Below are 15,964 nucleotides of genomic sequence, written 5' to 3' on the forward strand. Positions count from 1 at the left end.
GCCCACGCCGTCATTGCGAACCCCCGCAGGGGGTGTGGCAATCTCATCCTTTTTCTATAACATTTTGTTATATTTTTGAACTCAACTTTGGTGTTATAATATTTTTGCAACGGTCTCAACTCGGTATCAGACCTTTTCGATTGAGCATCCTTATGTGTGCCACAGTTTCCACTTAGCGGCGCCCTCTTTCCAGAGTTTGTTTAAGTAATCCATGTCCCTCAGTGTATCCATACAGGCCCAGAACCCCCTGTGTTTATAGACCATCAGCTGTCCGGTTTTTGCCAGTTCCTCAAACACTCCGTACTCTAAATCGCAATCGTCACTGTCTGTAAGATAGTCAAAAATCTCGCGGTTAAGTACAAAAAACCCCCCGCTTATCCATCCCTTTGATGTCGGAGTTTCCGGTTTTTCGGTAAACATGCCAACAGTATTACCATGTACCTTTAGCTCTCCAAAGCGAGCAAACGGACTCACCCCCGTTACTGTGGCAAGTTTCCCGTGGCTCTTATGGAAAGCCAGCAGAGCCTTTATATCAATATCAGCAACCCCGTCGCCGTAGGTCAGCATAAAAGTCTCTCCGCTTATGTAGCGCTGGACTCGTTTAAGCCTTGCCCCTTTCATCGCCTGATCACCTGTGTCCACTAAAGTCACCTGCCAGCCGACCTCATCGTGGCACTTATGGACTTTAAGCGCATTTGGATGCCCCAGCGTTATAGTTACCGAGCTGCTCATAAGCTCATAGTTATAGAAGTAGTCTTTAATCATCTCCCCCTTATAGCCCAGAGGGAGCACAAAATCATTGAACCCGTAATGGGCATATATTTTCATAATATGCCAGAGAATCGGTCTGCGCCCGATAACCACCATAGGCTTAGGACGAAACTCCGTCTCCTCTTTGAGCCTCGTACCCAGCCCACCACATAAAATCACTACCTGCATACGATTAAGCAAAAATATCTTTGATATTGACCACAAGGCCTTCTATTATTTTAGATGTAACGACGCCTTCAAGTTCTGCAAAAGAGTGTTTTATGTACCTGTTGTTTTCTATTATAAAAATCTCCACTGTCATAAGCTCAGGAATTACAATCCAGTACTCCGGCACTTTGTATCGTTCATAGACAGCCTTCTTTATTTCGGTATCTTTTTCATACGTTCCGGGAGACACTATCTCACAGACCATATCAGGCACTCCTCTTACCCAGTCCTGAAAGATTGCCATGTTTTCGTTTCGTATAAATAATATATCGGGTTGAAGCCTGTTTTCACCCTCTTCAAATATAACGTCAAGTGGAGCAAGGTACACAGCTCCCAATTTTTTTTCTATAACGAATCTGTCTAATTGTCTAAAAATATTGCCTACAATGTGCTGATGTTTTCCAAACGGGCTGGGTCCCATGATTTCCTCCCCATTGATGATTTCCGTCAAATCCAGATCTCTTTCGATAGTTTGCATAACCGCCATGGGGTATTTTAACACAGGAAATTGTGGTTTGTCAGTTCCTTGTGTATAGGCACCGGCAAACTGCTCTCAATGTTTTAACTGTGTTTCAAAAGCCCTTTTACTTTAGAGACATACGGTTTGAGGTGTGTTTTTTCAAGAAACTGTGAAGCACTGTATCTCATATACTTTTTGATTCCCTTCAAGGCACTGAGGTAATTTTTATGCCTTAAATCAAAATCTATCTCTGAGTAATTATTGGCCTTTGTCAGCACAGAGAGAATCTCTTCAACACTTTTGAAAGATGTGAGATTTCTGTAGCCGTCGCCGTCATAAAGTTCCTCAAAGAAAGCCGCTTTGTCTTTGATAATGCCTTTTTCCACGCAGCCATTAAACAGCCTTGTGCCAGGGAGCGGAATAACCAGAGCAAACACCGTTTTGTATCCCAGCGCATTACCCTTTTTTATCGTGTTATAAAGTGTTTGCATGTTATCCGAGGGAAATCCGTAGAGACAACGGACATGCTCCTGCTCAATGCCGGCATCCATGATAAGCTTAAGTGTCTCAATAACTTTATCTGAGGCCACACCACGCGTCATCTCCTTAAGAGCATTATCATCAAGCGATTCAACCCCTATGGAGACGTCATAGAAGTTAGCGTTTTTCATTGCAGCAAGCATCTCAGGATCAAAATATCCAACCCTGTTTCTGTTTCCCGTTGTGAAATAGTATTTATTTCCTCTTTCCCCGATTTTTTTACAAAACTCCATCACCCAGTCTTTGTTTATATTGAAGTTTTCATCAAGAAACTGGAAATGGTTTAATCCGTAGGTATTTTCCAGATGTTCCAGATGTTTTATTACGTAATCAACCGAATGTTTAACCGGTTTTTTATCCATCGTGCTAAAGCAAAACACACAGTTAAACGGGCAGCCCCGACCGGCAAACAGAGGCATTGCGTAAGGGTTTATGTGCGCTATTTCCTCCCTCTTGCGGCCGTGCTTATTAAGATGTTTGGTTAAAAGCCCATCGCAGAAGTCCTGAAACTGAAAGTATCTCTCTAAATCAATTAAATCATATGCAGGAAACGGTATCCAGTCTATCCCGTCTGTAGTCCTGCTGCGCCTGCCTAATGAAGATATTTTCCCGCCTGTGATTTGTATCTCGCCGCCTTTTCTTAGCGCTAATCCTTTTATATCGTCAAGGTCTTTGTTTTCGTATATCCTCTGAAACAAGTCAACGACAATCTCCTCGGCCTCCCCCACACATCCTATATCTATTTTTGTGTTTTGCATTACAACTACAGGGTCGCTTGAGATCAAAAGCCCGCCCCCTACAAGAGGAATCAACGGGTATCTGTTTTTAAAATCCTCAGAGAATTCCTTTGCACACTTAAAACAACTTGTCATACCGCTTATGCCCACAATGTCTGGTTTCCACGTATCTACAATTGTGTATATGTCCTCAAAATTCACGTCTTTACCGTGAAACTCCATATTCATATCAAAAATCTTTACCTCTGCTCCGCTTTGGCAGAGCACCGCCGATATGTACAGAAGCCCATACGGAGGGTTTAACATAAACCGGTCGCTCTTTTTATTTTTCATCTGGACAAACAGTAGTCTCATTTTTTCGTTAACCCCACACACAGTAAGTTTTTGTTAGTTTAACAATACTGAAAAATTAAAGCAAACATATTAAGACAAAGTTCATCTGCTATAAGACACCGGTAAAAACACTTAATTTCAAATGATTTTATATTGACATTAAATCACAGTGTGTCTTATGATATTTTCAGATGAAAGCCCTGAAAAATGCAATTAAACAACGTATCGGCGCATTTCTGACAGACAGTACAAAGGAATCACTGTTTAATCTGAAGAGGCAAATACCGTTTACTGATACCCATGTGCATGACAACTGGGTGAAAAACACGTATTCCAGGTTTGCCGAGCAGGAAAGGCAACGTATTTTTTTAAGCATAGCGCGGTTTTGCCACGTAAACCGTCCAATGAACGGTTACTACTTTGAATTTGGCTGCCATGAGGCAAAAACATTTCGGATAGCTTATGATACGTTTAAGTATCTGTTTGACTGGACATATGTTGCTTTTGATTCCTTTGAAGGGCTGCCTGAAATAAACGAGATAGATAAACAAGAGATCTGGAAAAAGGGTAAATTAAAGACTACTGAGAGTGAATTTATCAAAAAGATTACAGCTAATGGACTTCCCCAAAACAAGCTGATTACTGTGAAAGGGTTCTATGATGACTCGTTGACAAAGGAGCTGCAACAAAAGCTGCTGCCGCACAAAGCCGCCGTAATTTACATAGACTGTGATCTATACACATCAACTGTGCCTGTGCTGAAGTTTATTAAACCTTTTTTGCAGAAAGGTACGGTCATAGTGTTCGATGACTGGAACAGTTTCTGGGCTGACCCAAAGAAAGGAGAACGGCTGGCATTTGCCGAGTTCAGACAGGAAAATCCACTTCTGATGTTTGAGGAATTTGTCAGAACTACCATGTCACAGAGTTTTATCTATACCGGAGAGGAGATTAACCCTCCATCGCCCTCACAATAAACCCTCCGGCACTTTCTGTGGAAAATGATTTCTCATACGTATCCCTTGCATTTTTCTGAAGCTTTGACATCAGCACCGGGTCGTTGTAAAGGGCAGCGCACTGTTTTGCCAGTTCCATGCCATCTCCGCCTAAAAGACAATTGTACCCGTGTTCAAGTTCAGGAATCCCGGCTTTGTTAGCCTTATGCGAAACCACGGCACACCCCAGTGAAAACGCATTAATAATCCGCACCCGTATTCCCAGCACCACAGGGGTCGGCACTATTACCACCTGAGAACTTAAAAACTCCTCCTCTGCGCTGTCAACATAGCCTCTTACCAGCACATGCGGGTCGCTTCTTAGCGATTGCTTCAACCTTTCAGGGACTGAGTCAAAAAACCCTCCAACGATGTGCACCTCATAGGAGCCTTCAGGAAGCAGAGTGCTTAGTGCCGGCAGCACCTCCTTTGCCAGTAAATCCACACCCATAAGCGTGGCTATCCCTTTAAGGTGGCCTATGTGCAGAATTTTAAATTTTTCCGGTTTTGCCACGGCTTTATGATACGGCAGCGGGTCCATAACCGGAGTCCTGAAGTACTCGCATCTTTTAACCCCCACCCCTCTGAACATGTCAGCCTCCTGGGCAGCAAATGCCCCTGAGACGTCACAGTCCATAAGCAGCCGCTTCATCGCCTCCACCGTAAACTTAAGTTTAAACCTCGTAAGCCGGTCAATTACCAGCTCTTTCAATCCTTTTTTGGCCCCATAGAGCTTTTCAAAATTCATACGCAACAACACCGGCATATGCACAGGGTCGCCAACTACTCCAACCTTTCTGAATTTGCGCAGCCCATACGCTGACGCTATCGGGCCCCAATGATACATGAAAACCCCATCCGGACTCTTACCCTCTAAATACTCCCTCACCAGAGCCCGCTTAGCGTATCCGCCGCTAAAGAGAGTTTCAATGATTGGAACATGCATCCGCAGTTTATCAAAAAGGCCAGCTGGCTTTTTGAGCGTGGGCTCATCAGGTAAAACCGTTACATCTATGCCTTTGGCGGTTAATTGGGCAATGTGCTCATTTTCTGGCCGGTTACCGGTATACCCAGTGTTTCCCAGGGCAAGGACAGAGACCGAATTGCCGGCTGCAAGAAGTGAAAGAGCGGCTGCATAGGCAGTAATCCCCCCTCCTCCATGGTAACAGTGAGGCACGGCATCACTTATTATTACATAGTGCTTTGTCATTGCATTTATCTGCGGCATATTCAGTTTCTTTCTCCTATTGAAGCACGTTTTGAATAAACTCTAACACTTCGTATTTTTCAACGGGTTTTTTATTGCCGATAATGGCTACTGCGAGAGCTCCCACGGCATTGCTGATAAAAGAGACAAGAGGCACCGGCATCTCTGCCGCAAAGCACGGTGCAGCATACGAAAAGAACGCATCCCCAGCCCCTATGACGTCTATCACTTTTGTAGCAAATGCCGGAGTCCTGTTGATACTCCCACTGCGGCTTATACACAATGAGCCGGCACTGCCTGTTGTGATAATTAAGCGCTCCGTATCAACCATTTGCATAAGGGACACGGCTACGTCTTCAAAATCCTCGTACTTTAGCTGGGTTGCAAGGCGCGCCTCATACCCGTCCAGACAAATAAAACTGGTGCGCCCGTATTTCGTTATCAGGTTAAGGCCGGCATTTGCCCCGTTTGTCTGTGTGTTTACGGCAAGTGAGTTGGCATGGGCACCGATAAAACCGATTAATCTTTTGGTTATCAGCCCGTGCCCAAAATCCGATACCAGTACAAGGTCGTAGTGTTTGATTATATTGTTTAAGAACTCTGTCATCTGATTTTCCAGGTGTTCGCTTATAGAGGTATCGTTTATGTAATTAACCTCAAATATTTTTGTATTGCGGCTGTTTATGTATCTTCTTTTTATGATTGTGGGGGCATCGTCTCTGTAAAAGAAAGTGCTCTTTATGTTGGGTCTGAGAGAGTTCTTTACGAAATCCTCGCGGGTATCCTCAAGCCCCAGAACACTGACAAGATGCACGTTGTCACATAAACCTGAGACGTGGTTGGCAATGGCAAAGGCACCGCCTGCAAACACCTCGGTACTGAGAAACCTGTTTACGATTACATCGGACTTCGGCGACTTGCCCATAGTTTCACAGTGGCAGTACTCATCCACTATGCCATCCCCAATGATGAGCACCTTGTAGCCTTTAAGGGAATCCAGCCGCTCCTTTATATAATCGAATGGATAGATTTTAGAAAACTCCCGCAAGTAAGTCTTTATGTGCTCAGGATAGACGTCAAGAAAGTTATTGATTATCTTAGAGGAGGTAATTGAAAACCCGGAGGTCTCCATGATTTTACTCAGGCCAAAGTACAGTTCTTTCTCCTCGGCATAAATTTTATTGCGGATTTGGTTATCATTAGCCTTATGCTCCCGGCCCTTGGCAAAGATATCAGGTTTTAGCCTTTTTACGCAGTTAAAGGGCACTGAGTCATCCACAATGCAGACGTAGTCAACCATGGAGAGAGAGGCTACGTTTTCTGCGCGCTGAGTGTCGCTAAAAATCGGTCTGCCAGGGCCCTTTCTGACATCAGCGTCCTGTATCACAGTTACAATGAGGACGTCGCCCATGCCTTTTGCGTCTTTCAGATGGCGTACCGAGCCGGGATGAATTAAGTCAAACACCCCATGAGATTGAACGACTTTTTTGCCCGATTTTTTTAAAGCGTCAACTTTTGTGGCAAGGTCGTCAAGGAATAGTATCTTATCTGTGTCTATGTCTGCGATTCCTCTCTGTACTGTTTTATCTCCTCATTGACAATATCCATAACCTGTGCTTCAGGTAAATGTGCATAAGGATTGTCAGAGAGCTTCGCATAACTTCCCTTAAGCTCCTCAACCACTTGTATTCTTAAAGTAATATCTGTTTCGACAGCTTCAGAAGCAATCCCTCCTGTATCCCTTTGCACTGATTTCAACAGTCCATCCTCCCGTTCCTATTTGCCCATCTGATCTATTTTATAACTTTAGCGTGTTTTAAGGCAAGGAAAGGATTTCTATCCGCAGATGAACGCAGATAAGAAAAACTGATTTAACCGGTAAAACCTTATTGTTTTACATCTGATTGTTCAACAGGTTTCACATTGCTGTCTGAGTCGTCAGACAGGGCTTTTTTAAATCCGCGAATCCCTTTCCCTAAACCCTCGCCTATTTGCGGGAGTTTACCCGGACCAAACAATAGTAACAAAATCGTTACGATAATGAATAAATGCGTCGGTTGAAATAATCCTTCAAACATTTTCCCTCCTTCTTTACCTCTTCATTTCGTTTCTTTAATATCCAGTATACAAACTACATTATATATCTTTAACAAATGATTTGACAAACCTTCAGACACAGGGCAAACGGATTTCAATGGAAAATAGTAAACAGCATATGAGCGATTAATACCCCAAACGGTTGGTCATTCTTAAAGTAAGGAACTCTTGATGAGAAGGAGATTGAATTTTAATGTTTTGTTGGTTTGGCGAGATTGCCTCGCTATGCTCGCAATGACAAACCTGGCTGTTTTTTATCTGTCATTGCGAGGAGCGATAGCGACGTGGCAATCTCGCCTAACAAAACCAGCGTTAACAACAATATTTTTTCTAATGCGTTTACCCTTAGCTCTATTGTTTACAATTCAAATTAAGCAGTCCATCTACTGCTAACTGTAATATATTATAATAACATATCAAATGCCAATAAAATTATTTTCCTTCAAAATCACAATAAAAACGTTCCTTTTCACTTTGATATAATAGCAATGAAACTATTGTTTTAATTTTGATATAATCTACAATATAATAGACATTATACCTTTTTACTGAGAGGAGACGGAAAAGATGCCTAAAACCATTGGCTATGTCCGGGTGTCCACGGATGAACAGGACTACAGGAACCAAAAGTATGAGATCTTAAATTATTGTGATAAAGAACACACTACGGTGGATACGTGGATAGAGCTTGAGGTATCAACGCGGAGGTCTTTAAAGGAGCGCGCAATAGAGGAGCTTTTGTCCTCTTTACGGGCAGGTGACAGACTGATAGTGACGGAGCTTTCGCGCTTAGGGCGCAGCACCAGCGAGGTTATTCAACTGGTAAAGAAATTGGCCGCTCTTAAGGTAGAGTTCATTTCCGTAAAACAGGGGCTTAAAATCAACTCGTCAAATGATAACGATATGGCCTCTAAGATAATGGTTACGATTTTTTCGTTGTTAGCCGAACTTGAACGGGATTTATTGTCTCAGCGCACAAAGACGGCGCTACAGCGGGCTAAGGCAGACGGCAAAAAACTTGGCCGCCCCAGGGGGCCGGGCAAGTCACGGTTAGACGGCAAAGAGGGAGAAATCAGAGGACTTTTGAATAAGCGGGTAACAAAGGCTAACATCGCTAAGATTCTGGATGTTTCGTGGGGCACTGTTGATAATTTCATAAAGCGGAGAATGGTATAATCTGTCACTTTGAAAAATTTTCATACTTGCCATACTTGAATGCCTCGGTGGGGTAAAAAATCCTGTTAAAATAAATAATACTATTTATGAAGATTTTTATTATTTAAAAAGACGAAGTGTCAGTTTCGGAGGATTGTTCTTTACCTTTTTTCTTACCTATTCCATATCCACCAAACCCTCCTGCCGATATATAAACAATGGATTTTATTATTTCGCTTGCTATTGTCTCTTTATTGAGATAAAGAGACGTAATCACAATGATGGCTATTACAAGAGCTAAGAAACCAATCAAATAGTATAGACTGTGCTGTCTACGCTTGTTATGATCTCTCTGCATTTTACGATCTTCTAATTGGGCGTCTAAAGCTTTTTTACTAAATTCAAAATTATGGTTGTCTTGTTGTTTTTGGAAATCCAGTTCTTTAGCGCGCAATTCCAGTTCTTTAGTTTGATTTTCAACAAGTTGTCCTATGGTTTCAGGGGGAAGAGGAGTCGGGATTCTTGGAGTATTTTGAGTTGGCAAGTTGGACTTTGCCATTATAGTTTAATAGTATAACGAGGAGTTTTCCATTTTATGCGGATTGCGGCAAATAACGAATCATCAATGTCACAACTTCCGAGTTTTTTCACTATCGGACTAATCTTAATAATATTACGACGCTCCTCTGCAGTAAGATTTAGATATTTTTCCGGAGAAATTATCTCTTCATTTAACGGTCCCATCTCAATAACTCCCGAAGATAGTGCAAAAGTTGTTTTTTTCATATTTAATTTTACCTATTTAATATAATAACTGTCAATACTATACATACAATTTACCAGCTATCTAACCACGCTACCCGAAAAATAATACCTGGCAGTGTTTGAGCTGTCACTTTATACCGGTTTTATGTTATGATGATGTGGCGGTAGTGTTATGCTGATGAGATGTGGGAGGTGTTTAGAGAGACTATGCTGCCGATAGTGTTGGAACACATAAAAGGATCTGATTTACCGGCTGAGTGGATTGAGAAATTTAAGCTTCCTGTCGAACGGAGTTTTACGGTAAAAATAGAACCGGACACCATAGATGGCTTACCGCCTGCGCCTACTCTTGAGGAAAGAAAGAAGTATTTGAATATTTTAGAAAATCTTAAAGCTGATGGTGTGGAGGACTCCGAGGAATGGATACGGATAATTAAGGCGGGTAAGACAAAATCCAAGCAAAGACCTGATATCATTTAATGCCTTACCTTTTAGACACGAACCACTGTATCTACCTGATGAATGGTACAGAAAAAACTTTTCAAGAGCGCTCAAAAGAGGAGAAGAGTGTTGTCGTATAAATTAACTCTTGTCACAAATGATTCGGATTTTGATGTTTTACCGGAGTCTTTTCACCGGATGAATTGGGCAGGAAAGTAAAACCGGAAAGGAGAATATATCAATATGGTACAGGACAATGTAGTGTGGCATCATGTGTTAGTGAGCCGCCAGATGAAAGAGGAGCAAAACGGGCACAGAAGCGCAGTGCTATGGTTTACCGGACTGCCGTGTTCCGGGAAATCCACCATAGCACTGTCAGTTGAAAAACGGCTGTATGAGGTTGGGGCAAAGACAACGGTCTTAGACGGCGATAACGTCCGGCACGGGTTGTGTTCAAATTTGGGCTTTTCAATGTCCGACCGCAAAGAGAATATCCGGAGAATCGGGGAGGTTGCTAAGCTCTTTATCGAGGCTGGTGTAATAGCTATGACAGCGTTTATATCTCCGCTCAGGGAGTATCGTGATGATGTCCGGGCGCTTGTAGGTAATGGGGATTTCATAGAAATATACTGTGACTGTTCTGTTGATGTGTGTGAACAGAGGGATGTTAAGGGCCACTATAAAAAGGCTAAGGCTGGTGAGATTAAGGAATTTACCGGCATTTCATCGCCCTATGAGGCGCCAGAGCGCCCCGAGATAGTTCTTAAAACCGATGCGCTGACAGTTGAGCAGTGCTCAGAGAACGTGGTGGCGTATCTGAAAGAGCGGGGAGTTATCGGCAGCCGGTAAGCACTGTGGTATATTATTGATTTACCTTTTTGAAGGCCTCCAGCGCCTCAATCACACGCTCCACATTTTCAGGCGATTGGTCGGGGCCGCAGGGCAGCACCAGTTCCTGTTCGCTAAACAGTTGTGAGTTGGGATAGTTGCCGCTGTCGTTAAAATACGCTGCGGTGTTTAAATTAGGATGAGTCGGGCGTGCCTGTATGCCCCTTTCAGCTAAAAATTGTATCAGCTTATCCCTCTGCGGACATAACGCCTCAATGTATATCGGAAGCTCTCCGGCTTCAACATCTACAGGGATCAGTTTAAGAAACGGAATGTTTACCAGTGCGGCTTCATATCTTTGGTATATTGCCTTTACCCGCTCTATGCGCACGGACATTGCCTCTGTGCCGATAAGCCCCATTGAGGCCAAAATATCATTAAACTTGAAATTAAAACCCATCGCCGTGTAGTTTACATTTATCACATCAGACACTCCGTGGGTGCGAATCATCCGGAGTTTATTATAAGTACGCTCGTCTTTGGTTACGACAAAGCCGCCCTGCCCTGTTGAAAGAATCTTTCCCATAGCCATCGAAAAACATCCGGCAAAGGACTGGCTGCCAAGGTATCCGTGACTGTTTTTGGAACAAAACCCCTGAGCTGCATCCTCGATAACTGTTAGCCCGCGGCTTTGAGCCAATTGGGTAAGCTCCGGCATATGCACCGCCCGCCCGTTCATGTGCACGGGGATGACAGCTTTTGTATCGGGCTGAATCTTATCTGAGACGGCAGAGACATCCATAACAGGCCGTCCGGGCTCAACATCAACAAACGTTACCTTTGCCCCAAGCAGCATCACAGCATGCGCTGTCGCTATCCACGTCCGGTTTGGGACAAGCACCCTGTCGCCGGGTTTTATGCCGGCAGCAATGAGCGCCATCAGAATTGCCATACTGCCGCTGGTTGTGGCTGTCACATACGGCACATCAATGAGAGCTGCCACCTGCCGTTCAAACTCCGCCGTTACCGGCCCCTGGCTTATATGTTCATTTTTAATAGTCTCCGATATTTTAGCAATCTCTTTGTCTCCAAAATTAATCCGCCACCATGGGATCATTGCGGGGCCTCCTACAATTAAAAAAATTTGCTCCATCATACTGTAACAATTTGGGATTCTTTGTCAAACATCTGAGCACGAAAACTTTGACAAATAGTGTATAACCATTTTTCTAAATATCTATAGACACATTAATCATTATCATCCATCTGCATTAATACCAAGTAGAGACCGTTGCAAAAATCATTTTTCAGCCAAAACTTTACAAAAAACACAATTGTAAATATACCAAAATTCAAAAAGATATTCATATTGATTATTTAAAAGGATGAGATTGCCACGCCCCCTGCGGGGGCTCGCAATGACGATAAATAATAGTTTTTACTGTGTTTTTTATTCGTCATTGCGAGGAGCGATAGCGACGTGGCAATCTCAGCCTTTAAAAATAATTAACGTAATTATGCATATCGCTATAAGAGTTTTTTTATTGTGAAAATTCAAAATATCGAATTTTGCAACGGTCTCAAGTAGCATTCTCATTGCCGCCAGGGGGCTCCCCTTTAGGGGACGCTTCTGACTGCAACTTGGTAGAATCTGTGGATAAGAGTTATAATATAAGGGATAATTATAAGGAGGGGCTATGTCATATAAAGTCAGCGTTTTGATAGAGAAAGATGATAGCGGCTATTATGCTTACTGTCCTGCATTAGATGGATGTCAGAGTCAGGGCGATTCATTTGAAGAGGTGTTGTCAAATATAAAAGAAGCTATCGAGCTTTATATTGAGACATTATCAGAAGAGGAGCGGGTGGAGTATCTAAGCAAGGAAATCCTGGCAACTTCTTTTGAGGTTGCCTGAATTGCCTAAGTTACCAAGGCTGACTGCTATTGAGGCTGAAGCAATGTTATTAAAGTCAGGAATTGCTTTTTCATATTGGCCAAGGTCGTAATAAGCTCCTCCTGGATTGTTAGGCTCTATAGCGGTATCCGGATGGTTATCGCCAAAACAATATTCCTTTTAATAAGGCAATCAGTTATAATAAAACTATGTCTAATCATGCCATAAAATTAAATAAAGATAAAACTTATGTTTTTACCGTTGTGATTGAACCTGACGAAAACGAATGGTTTGCTTATTGTCCTGTTTTAAGGGCTGAGGGAGCTGCAACCTGTGGAAACACTCAGGGAGAAGCTTTAAGAAATATTCAGGAGGTTGTGGAAATGATAGTGGAGGAATTAATTGAAGATGGTAAACACATACCTGAAGAGGATATTAAAATATACTCTGATGTGGAGATTAAAACAGCTGTCTCAGGCTGATTTATGCCTCTTGATTACAAACGGCTTCGCAGTCTTAACGCTCAACAGATTGTAAGTGCACTTTTGAAGGATGGGTTTTATTTGCGTCATCAAAAAGGAAGCCACCAACGTTATTTTCATCCTGATGGAAGAAAGGTAACGATTCCTTATCATAGCCCGGGGAAAACTTTCAACATAAAAACCTTAAAAGCTATCATTGAAGAGCAAGCACGTTGGGCAGAAGAGGATTTGTTAAAACTCAAAATACTAAAATAGTCATGACACACATTGGGAAGGCTGCATACACTCCTCATTTCGTGCCTGAATTCGCCGCTAACTTCTCCTCTGCTCTCTTTAAAGAAGCCCTTGTGATTTTTACATAGGGATGGTTCTCCCCTAATTTTTCCTCTCTAATACCTAAACTCTTCTTAAACAAGGTAATTGCTTTTTCATATTGGCCAAGGTCGTAATAAGCCCCTCCCAGATTGTTAAGATATATCGCAATCTGAGGGTGGTTATCATCAAAATTCTGTCTGTCAATTTTTAACGCCTGCTCATAGTAGTCAATCGCCTTATTATACTGCCCTAACGTGTCGTACATTAATCCGGCATCATTTAAATATAAGGCGTTTTGAGGGTCTAACTCTACGGCCTTTTCATAATATGAGAGAGCTTCCTGATATTTGATTTCCATATCCTTTATAGTCGCAAGCGAAAAGGCGTCTGAGGCCGCTGATTTTCTTTTTTTGTCCATGTCTTTTAAATTGTTTTCCATGGAGAGCTTTAACAGCCGCTCAGCTTCAGGTAAATCGCCGCTGTCTAATTTTGCTTTTGCCTCTTTTGCTAAAGTATCAGTGTCCGGACGCTCTGATAATTGCTTCTGTAAGTCTTCATACTTTTTTGCTATTTCATGTATTTGCGCATCTTTTTCGGCAATCGTCTGATCTTTCTTCTGAAGTTGTTCCGTAAGGTTATTAACAAGATACACGGCGGTTTTCTCAGGAATATTCTGTTCAACCAATTTGTTTACGTAGGTAATTGTTGTATTATTATCGCCTTTGACGGTTACTTTCGTATTATCTCCAGCCGATACAATCCCAACAAATAAAAATACAAACAAAAACATTAGCACCTGTTTCTTCATAATCACATCCCTAAAGCAGTAATTGTCCGTTATGATACATCAGGTGTGAAAGAAAATGCTATACTATGGGAAAGACCTTTTTAAGGTCAGAGCAGTGGATGAGAGGTTTTTGGATAAGGGGGAAAATGGGTATCAGGCTTTCGCGCCACGTTATGAATCACATGAAACTCTACGGCATTGATAGCTGTGAGATTAAGGAGGCCATTGACGCACCCGATACTGAAGACAGAGACGGCAATAAGTTAACAGCAATTAAGAAGTTTACAGACCGGTTTTCCGGATATCCACTCAAAGTTGTATATGAGAAAACAGGGGATGACATTTTTATTATAACAGCATATCCACTCAAGAAGAAAGTATGGAGGTAATCCGATGAAGGTAAGATACGACAAAGAAGCCGATGCAGCATACATACAGCTATCGTCAAAGAAACCCGATGGGGGTGTGGAGATAGCCGAAGGTGTAGTACTACATACCACAAGCAAAGATGAGATAGCAGGGATAGAGATACTTGAGGCAAGCAGGAAGTTTCCGGTGAGAAACCTCTATAAGCTCGAACTTTCCAGCACAGTTAAATAACACCCCTCCAGTTTTTGCAGTTTACAAGATTGCTCCACAGGGTTTGTATCGTTATAGAGAGAGTAAACGAATCGTTTTATCTGCGTCATCTGCGAACATCTGCGGATAGATACCTTTTATCTGTCTTTATTCTTTTCTATATAGACGTTATCAAAAGAGGTTTGACACCAGCCCTTACAGCCACTGATATTTTCTCCCTTTTCAACTTCTGCAAAGACCGCCCTTTTCCGCTCCGAGTTCCAAATCGCACTGAAGCGCTCCTCTATGATGTTGCCAAAGGTGCTGTCCGTATCTAGGGTTTTATTGCAGGTAAAGAGATTTCCGCGCGTATCCATATTGGTTCTGAAGTTTATTCCGTAACAGTGGGTCCACACCTTTTCCTCCATCTCCGTAATGCCGAAAGTATCCCACCGGATATCCACTTTCCCGTCATCGTTTATGCTCTTAAGGTACTGTACAAACTCATCGGAATATGTTGCCATCGTGTTGTTTTTAAAAATCGCATTGCGGATTATTACCTTATCGGCATCAAGCTGTTTACATATGCGCACTATGCCCTCAACCGCTTTGTAGTTGGTTCTCAGTGTAAGAAACTGAAGCACAATCTGGAGATTAAGTTTATGTTCATTGCGGAAACTTACGGCATACCCAATGTTTTTGATAACCGTGTCAAAATCTGACTCATCGCAGCGGTGAATCCTTTTATAACTTTCCCGGTCTGAGCCGTTTATGCTGAATTTCAGGAATCTCATACATGGAAGGATTCTTTCAGATACCTCAGGGGTAAGAAACACGCCGTTTGTGCTCATCGCCATGTTAAGGCCGACAGAGCTGCCGTGTTCGATAAAATCAGGGAGAGATTCATTTAAGAGCGGCTCGCCGTTTCCGGCAAAGTAAACCTCAATGCCGCCCATCGCCTTAAAATCATCCAGAAAGTTTTTGAAACTCAGCAGGTCTATAAACGACTTCTCTTTCTTGTACTTGACATACTGCTGAAACATGCAGTGGACACAGTTATGGTTGCAACCGTTTGTAGCTCCCACCTCAATGACAAGAGGCCCCGGGTTTTCCCCCCTTAACCACTTATTAAAGTGCTCCGGATTGCTTACTAACTTGCTGCCACCTACATGCTTACCCACCACCACTGATTTTGACATATTTGGTACGGATTTTACAAATGTTTGAGATAGTTTGTAGTTTTTGAGGTATAATAAGACAGGTTGACGATTTAAGAGGAGGTGGCAGACATTATTAATACCAGGTTGCGCTCAAAGGATGAGATTGCCACACCCCCTGCGGGGGTTCGCAATGACGGCATGGGCTGTTCATGGGTGCCATTATCCGTCATT

General features: G+C 42.6%; 21 protein-coding genes. 9 read left to right on the forward strand and 12 right to left on the reverse strand.

Annotated elements, in window-relative coordinates; genetic code table 11:
• Positions 1 to 150 precede the first annotated feature (150 nt).
• The 3 genes from rfbF to HQK88_16625 all read right to left on the reverse strand — a co-directional run bounded on the left by rfbF (position 151) and on the right by HQK88_16625 (position 3,069).
• On the reverse strand, positions 151 to 939 hold the full coding sequence (gene rfbF / locus HQK88_16615) for a glucose-1-phosphate cytidylyltransferase (GenBank protein ID MBF0618423.1): 789 nt from the start codon (positions 937 to 939) through the stop codon (positions 151 to 153).
• A gap of 4 nt (positions 940 to 943) precedes the next feature.
• The gene (locus tag HQK88_16620) at positions 944 to 1,456 is read right to left on the reverse strand and encodes a Uma2 family endonuclease (protein MBF0618424.1); all 513 of its coding nucleotides are present in this window, start codon (positions 1,454 to 1,456) and stop codon (positions 944 to 946) included.
• A gap of 83 nt (positions 1,457 to 1,539) precedes the next feature.
• Positions 1,540 to 3,069 (reverse strand): B12-binding domain-containing radical SAM protein, encoded by a 1,530-nt coding sequence (locus HQK88_16625; GenBank protein MBF0618425.1) that lies wholly within the window; start codon positions 3,067 to 3,069, stop codon positions 1,540 to 1,542.
• Positions 3,070 to 3,239: 170 nt separating this feature from the next.
• Between HQK88_16625 and HQK88_16630 the strand changes: the two genes are divergently transcribed.
• Complete coding sequence (locus tag HQK88_16630; protein MBF0618426.1) at positions 3,240 to 4,025, forward strand: hypothetical protein; 786 nt, start codon at positions 3,240 to 3,242, stop codon at positions 4,023 to 4,025.
• Here the strand turns inward: HQK88_16630 and HQK88_16635 are convergent.
• The 4 genes from HQK88_16635 to HQK88_16650 all read right to left on the reverse strand — a co-directional run bounded on the left by HQK88_16635 (position 4,000) and on the right by HQK88_16650 (position 7,328).
• Positions 4,000 to 5,271, reverse strand: a complete 1,272-nt coding sequence (locus HQK88_16635) for a glycosyltransferase family 4 protein (GenBank protein ID MBF0618427.1) — start codon at positions 5,269 to 5,271, stop codon at positions 4,000 to 4,002. The two genes, HQK88_16630 and HQK88_16635, sit on opposite strands and share 26 nt — an antisense overlap.
• Before the next feature lie 16 nt (positions 5,272 to 5,287).
• Positions 5,288 to 6,715 (reverse strand): hypothetical protein, encoded by a 1,428-nt coding sequence (locus HQK88_16640; GenBank protein MBF0618428.1) that lies wholly within the window; start codon positions 6,713 to 6,715, stop codon positions 5,288 to 5,290.
• A gap of 89 nt (positions 6,716 to 6,804) precedes the next feature.
• Positions 6,805 to 7,008 (reverse strand): hypothetical protein, encoded by a 204-nt coding sequence (locus HQK88_16645; protein MBF0618429.1) that lies wholly within the window; start codon positions 7,006 to 7,008, stop codon positions 6,805 to 6,807.
• Between the two features lie 128 nt (positions 7,009 to 7,136).
• On the reverse strand, positions 7,137 to 7,328 hold the full coding sequence (locus tag HQK88_16650) for a twin-arginine translocase TatA/TatE family subunit (GenBank protein MBF0618430.1): 192 nt from the start codon (positions 7,326 to 7,328) through the stop codon (positions 7,137 to 7,139).
• A gap of 586 nt (positions 7,329 to 7,914) precedes the next feature.
• On the opposite strand from HQK88_16650, the gene HQK88_16655 reads away from it, so the two are divergent.
• Positions 7,915 to 8,523, forward strand: a complete 609-nt coding sequence (locus HQK88_16655) for a recombinase family protein (GenBank protein MBF0618431.1) — start codon at positions 7,915 to 7,917, stop codon at positions 8,521 to 8,523.
• A 103-nt stretch (positions 8,524 to 8,626) separates the two neighbouring features.
• Here the strand turns inward: HQK88_16655 and HQK88_16660 are convergent, their stop codons facing one another.
• Together HQK88_16660 and HQK88_16665 are read right to left on the reverse strand one after the other, a co-directional pair.
• Positions 8,627 to 9,061 carry a hypothetical protein gene (locus HQK88_16660; GenBank protein ID MBF0618432.1) on the reverse strand — a complete coding sequence of 145 codons (435 nt, stop codon included), beginning with the start codon at positions 9,059 to 9,061 and terminating at the stop codon, positions 8,627 to 8,629.
• The gene (locus HQK88_16665; GenBank protein ID MBF0618433.1) at positions 9,061 to 9,246 is read right to left on the reverse strand and encodes a hypothetical protein; all 186 of its coding nucleotides are present in this window, start codon (positions 9,244 to 9,246) and stop codon (positions 9,061 to 9,063) included. Before HQK88_16665 ends, HQK88_16660 begins: the two co-directional genes overlap by 1 nt.
• Before the next feature lie 213 nt (positions 9,247 to 9,459).
• On the opposite strand from HQK88_16665, the gene HQK88_16670 reads away from it, so the two are divergent.
• Together HQK88_16670 and cysC are read left to right on the forward strand one after the other, a co-directional pair.
• Entirely contained in the window at positions 9,460 to 9,747 is a 288-nt protein-coding gene (locus tag HQK88_16670) for a hypothetical protein (GenBank protein MBF0618434.1), read from the forward strand.
• Between the two features lie 204 nt (positions 9,748 to 9,951).
• The gene (cysC, locus tag HQK88_16675) at positions 9,952 to 10,557 is read left to right on the forward strand and encodes an adenylyl-sulfate kinase (GenBank protein ID MBF0618435.1); all 606 of its coding nucleotides are present in this window, start codon (positions 9,952 to 9,954) and stop codon (positions 10,555 to 10,557) included.
• A gap of 13 nt (positions 10,558 to 10,570) precedes the next feature.
• Here cysC and HQK88_16680 read toward each other — a convergent pair whose 3' ends face one another.
• Positions 10,571 to 11,653 (reverse strand): DegT/DnrJ/EryC1/StrS family aminotransferase, encoded by a 1,083-nt coding sequence (locus HQK88_16680; protein ID MBF0618436.1) that lies wholly within the window; start codon positions 11,651 to 11,653, stop codon positions 10,571 to 10,573.
• Positions 11,654 to 12,233: 580 nt separating this feature from the next.
• On the opposite strand from HQK88_16680, the gene HQK88_16685 reads away from it, so the two are divergent.
• The 3 genes from HQK88_16685 (at position 12,234) to HQK88_16695 (ending at position 13,168) form a co-directional block, all read left to right on the forward strand.
• Complete coding sequence (locus HQK88_16685; GenBank protein MBF0618437.1) at positions 12,234 to 12,452, forward strand: type II toxin-antitoxin system HicB family antitoxin; 219 nt, start codon at positions 12,234 to 12,236, stop codon at positions 12,450 to 12,452.
• Between the two features lie 188 nt (positions 12,453 to 12,640).
• On the forward strand, positions 12,641 to 12,913 hold the full coding sequence (locus HQK88_16690) for a type II toxin-antitoxin system HicB family antitoxin (protein ID MBF0618438.1): 273 nt from the start codon (positions 12,641 to 12,643) through the stop codon (positions 12,911 to 12,913).
• A gap of 3 nt (positions 12,914 to 12,916) precedes the next feature.
• Complete coding sequence (locus HQK88_16695; GenBank protein ID MBF0618439.1) at positions 12,917 to 13,168, forward strand: type II toxin-antitoxin system HicA family toxin; 252 nt, start codon at positions 12,917 to 12,919, stop codon at positions 13,166 to 13,168.
• A 34-nt stretch (positions 13,169 to 13,202) separates the two neighbouring features.
• Here the strand turns inward: HQK88_16695 and HQK88_16700 are convergent, their stop codons facing one another.
• The gene (locus HQK88_16700; protein MBF0618440.1) at positions 13,203 to 14,036 is read right to left on the reverse strand and encodes a tetratricopeptide repeat protein; all 834 of its coding nucleotides are present in this window, start codon (positions 14,034 to 14,036) and stop codon (positions 13,203 to 13,205) included.
• A 65-nt stretch (positions 14,037 to 14,101) separates the two neighbouring features.
• Between HQK88_16700 and HQK88_16705 the strand changes: the two genes are divergently transcribed.
• Together HQK88_16705 and HQK88_16710 are read left to right on the forward strand one after the other, a co-directional pair.
• A complete protein-coding gene (locus tag HQK88_16705) occupies positions 14,102 to 14,404 on the forward strand; it encodes a DUF4258 domain-containing protein (GenBank protein MBF0618441.1) in 303 nt (100 codons plus the stop codon).
• Positions 14,405 to 14,408: 4 nt separating this feature from the next.
• Positions 14,409 to 14,615, forward strand: a complete 207-nt coding sequence (locus HQK88_16710) for a DUF2283 domain-containing protein (protein ID MBF0618442.1) — start codon at positions 14,409 to 14,411, stop codon at positions 14,613 to 14,615.
• A gap of 116 nt (positions 14,616 to 14,731) precedes the next feature.
• Here the strand turns inward: HQK88_16710 and HQK88_16715 are convergent, their stop codons facing one another.
• Positions 14,732 to 15,772 carry a radical SAM protein gene (locus tag HQK88_16715; protein MBF0618443.1) on the reverse strand — a complete coding sequence of 347 codons (1,041 nt, stop codon included), beginning with the start codon at positions 15,770 to 15,772 and terminating at the stop codon, positions 14,732 to 14,734.
• Between the last annotated feature and the right edge of the window lie 192 nt (positions 15,773 to 15,964).

The organism is Nitrospirota bacterium (assembly GCA_015233895.1).
In the GTDB taxonomy this organism is placed as follows: domain Bacteria; phylum Nitrospirota; class Thermodesulfovibrionia; order Thermodesulfovibrionales; family Magnetobacteriaceae; genus Magnetomonas.

Excerpts from the sequence above, each read along its gene's own strand:
- HQK88_16705 (MBF0618441.1), top strand. The coding sequence starts at position 14,102 with ATGGGAAAGACCTTTTTAAGGTCAGAGCAGTGGATGAGAGGTTTTTGG.
- HQK88_16715 (MBF0618443.1), bottom strand. The coding sequence starts at position 15,772 with ATGTCAAAATCAGTGGTGGTGGGTAAGCATGTAGGTGGCAGCAAGTTA.
- cysC (MBF0618435.1), top strand. The coding sequence starts at position 9,952 with ATGGTACAGGACAATGTAGTGTGGCATCATGTGTTAGTGAGCCGCCAG.
- HQK88_16655 (MBF0618431.1), top strand. The coding sequence starts at position 7,915 with ATGCCTAAAACCATTGGCTATGTCCGGGTGTCCACGGATGAACAGGAC.
- HQK88_16630 (MBF0618426.1), top strand. The coding sequence starts at position 3,240 with ATGAAAGCCCTGAAAAATGCAATTAAACAACGTATCGGCGCATTTCTG.
- HQK88_16685 (MBF0618437.1), top strand. The coding sequence starts at position 12,234 with ATGTCATATAAAGTCAGCGTTTTGATAGAGAAAGATGATAGCGGCTAT.
- HQK88_16690 (MBF0618438.1), top strand. The coding sequence starts at position 12,641 with ATGTCTAATCATGCCATAAAATTAAATAAAGATAAAACTTATGTTTTT.
- rfbF (MBF0618423.1), bottom strand. The coding sequence starts at position 939 with ATGCAGGTAGTGATTTTATGTGGTGGGCTGGGTACGAGGCTCAAAGAG.
- HQK88_16650 (MBF0618430.1), bottom strand. The coding sequence starts at position 7,328 with ATGTTTGAAGGATTATTTCAACCGACGCATTTATTCATTATCGTAACG.
- HQK88_16635 (MBF0618427.1), bottom strand. The coding sequence starts at position 5,271 with ATGCCGCAGATAAATGCAATGACAAAGCACTATGTAATAATAAGTGAT.
- HQK88_16695 (MBF0618439.1), top strand. The coding sequence starts at position 12,917 with ATGCCTCTTGATTACAAACGGCTTCGCAGTCTTAACGCTCAACAGATT.
- HQK88_16700 (MBF0618440.1), bottom strand. The coding sequence starts at position 14,036 with ATGAAGAAACAGGTGCTAATGTTTTTGTTTGTATTTTTATTTGTTGGG.
- HQK88_16710 (MBF0618442.1), top strand. The coding sequence starts at position 14,409 with ATGAAGGTAAGATACGACAAAGAAGCCGATGCAGCATACATACAGCTA.
- HQK88_16660 (MBF0618432.1), bottom strand. The coding sequence starts at position 9,061 with ATGGCAAAGTCCAACTTGCCAACTCAAAATACTCCAAGAATCCCGACT.
- HQK88_16625 (MBF0618425.1), bottom strand. The coding sequence starts at position 3,069 with ATGAGACTACTGTTTGTCCAGATGAAAAATAAAAAGAGCGACCGGTTT.
- HQK88_16620 (MBF0618424.1), bottom strand. The coding sequence starts at position 1,456 with ATGCAAACTATCGAAAGAGATCTGGATTTGACGGAAATCATCAATGGG.
- HQK88_16665 (MBF0618433.1), bottom strand. The coding sequence starts at position 9,246 with ATGGGACCGTTAAATGAAGAGATAATTTCTCCGGAAAAATATCTAAAT.
- HQK88_16680 (MBF0618436.1), bottom strand. The coding sequence starts at position 11,653 with ATGATCCCATGGTGGCGGATTAATTTTGGAGACAAAGAGATTGCTAAA.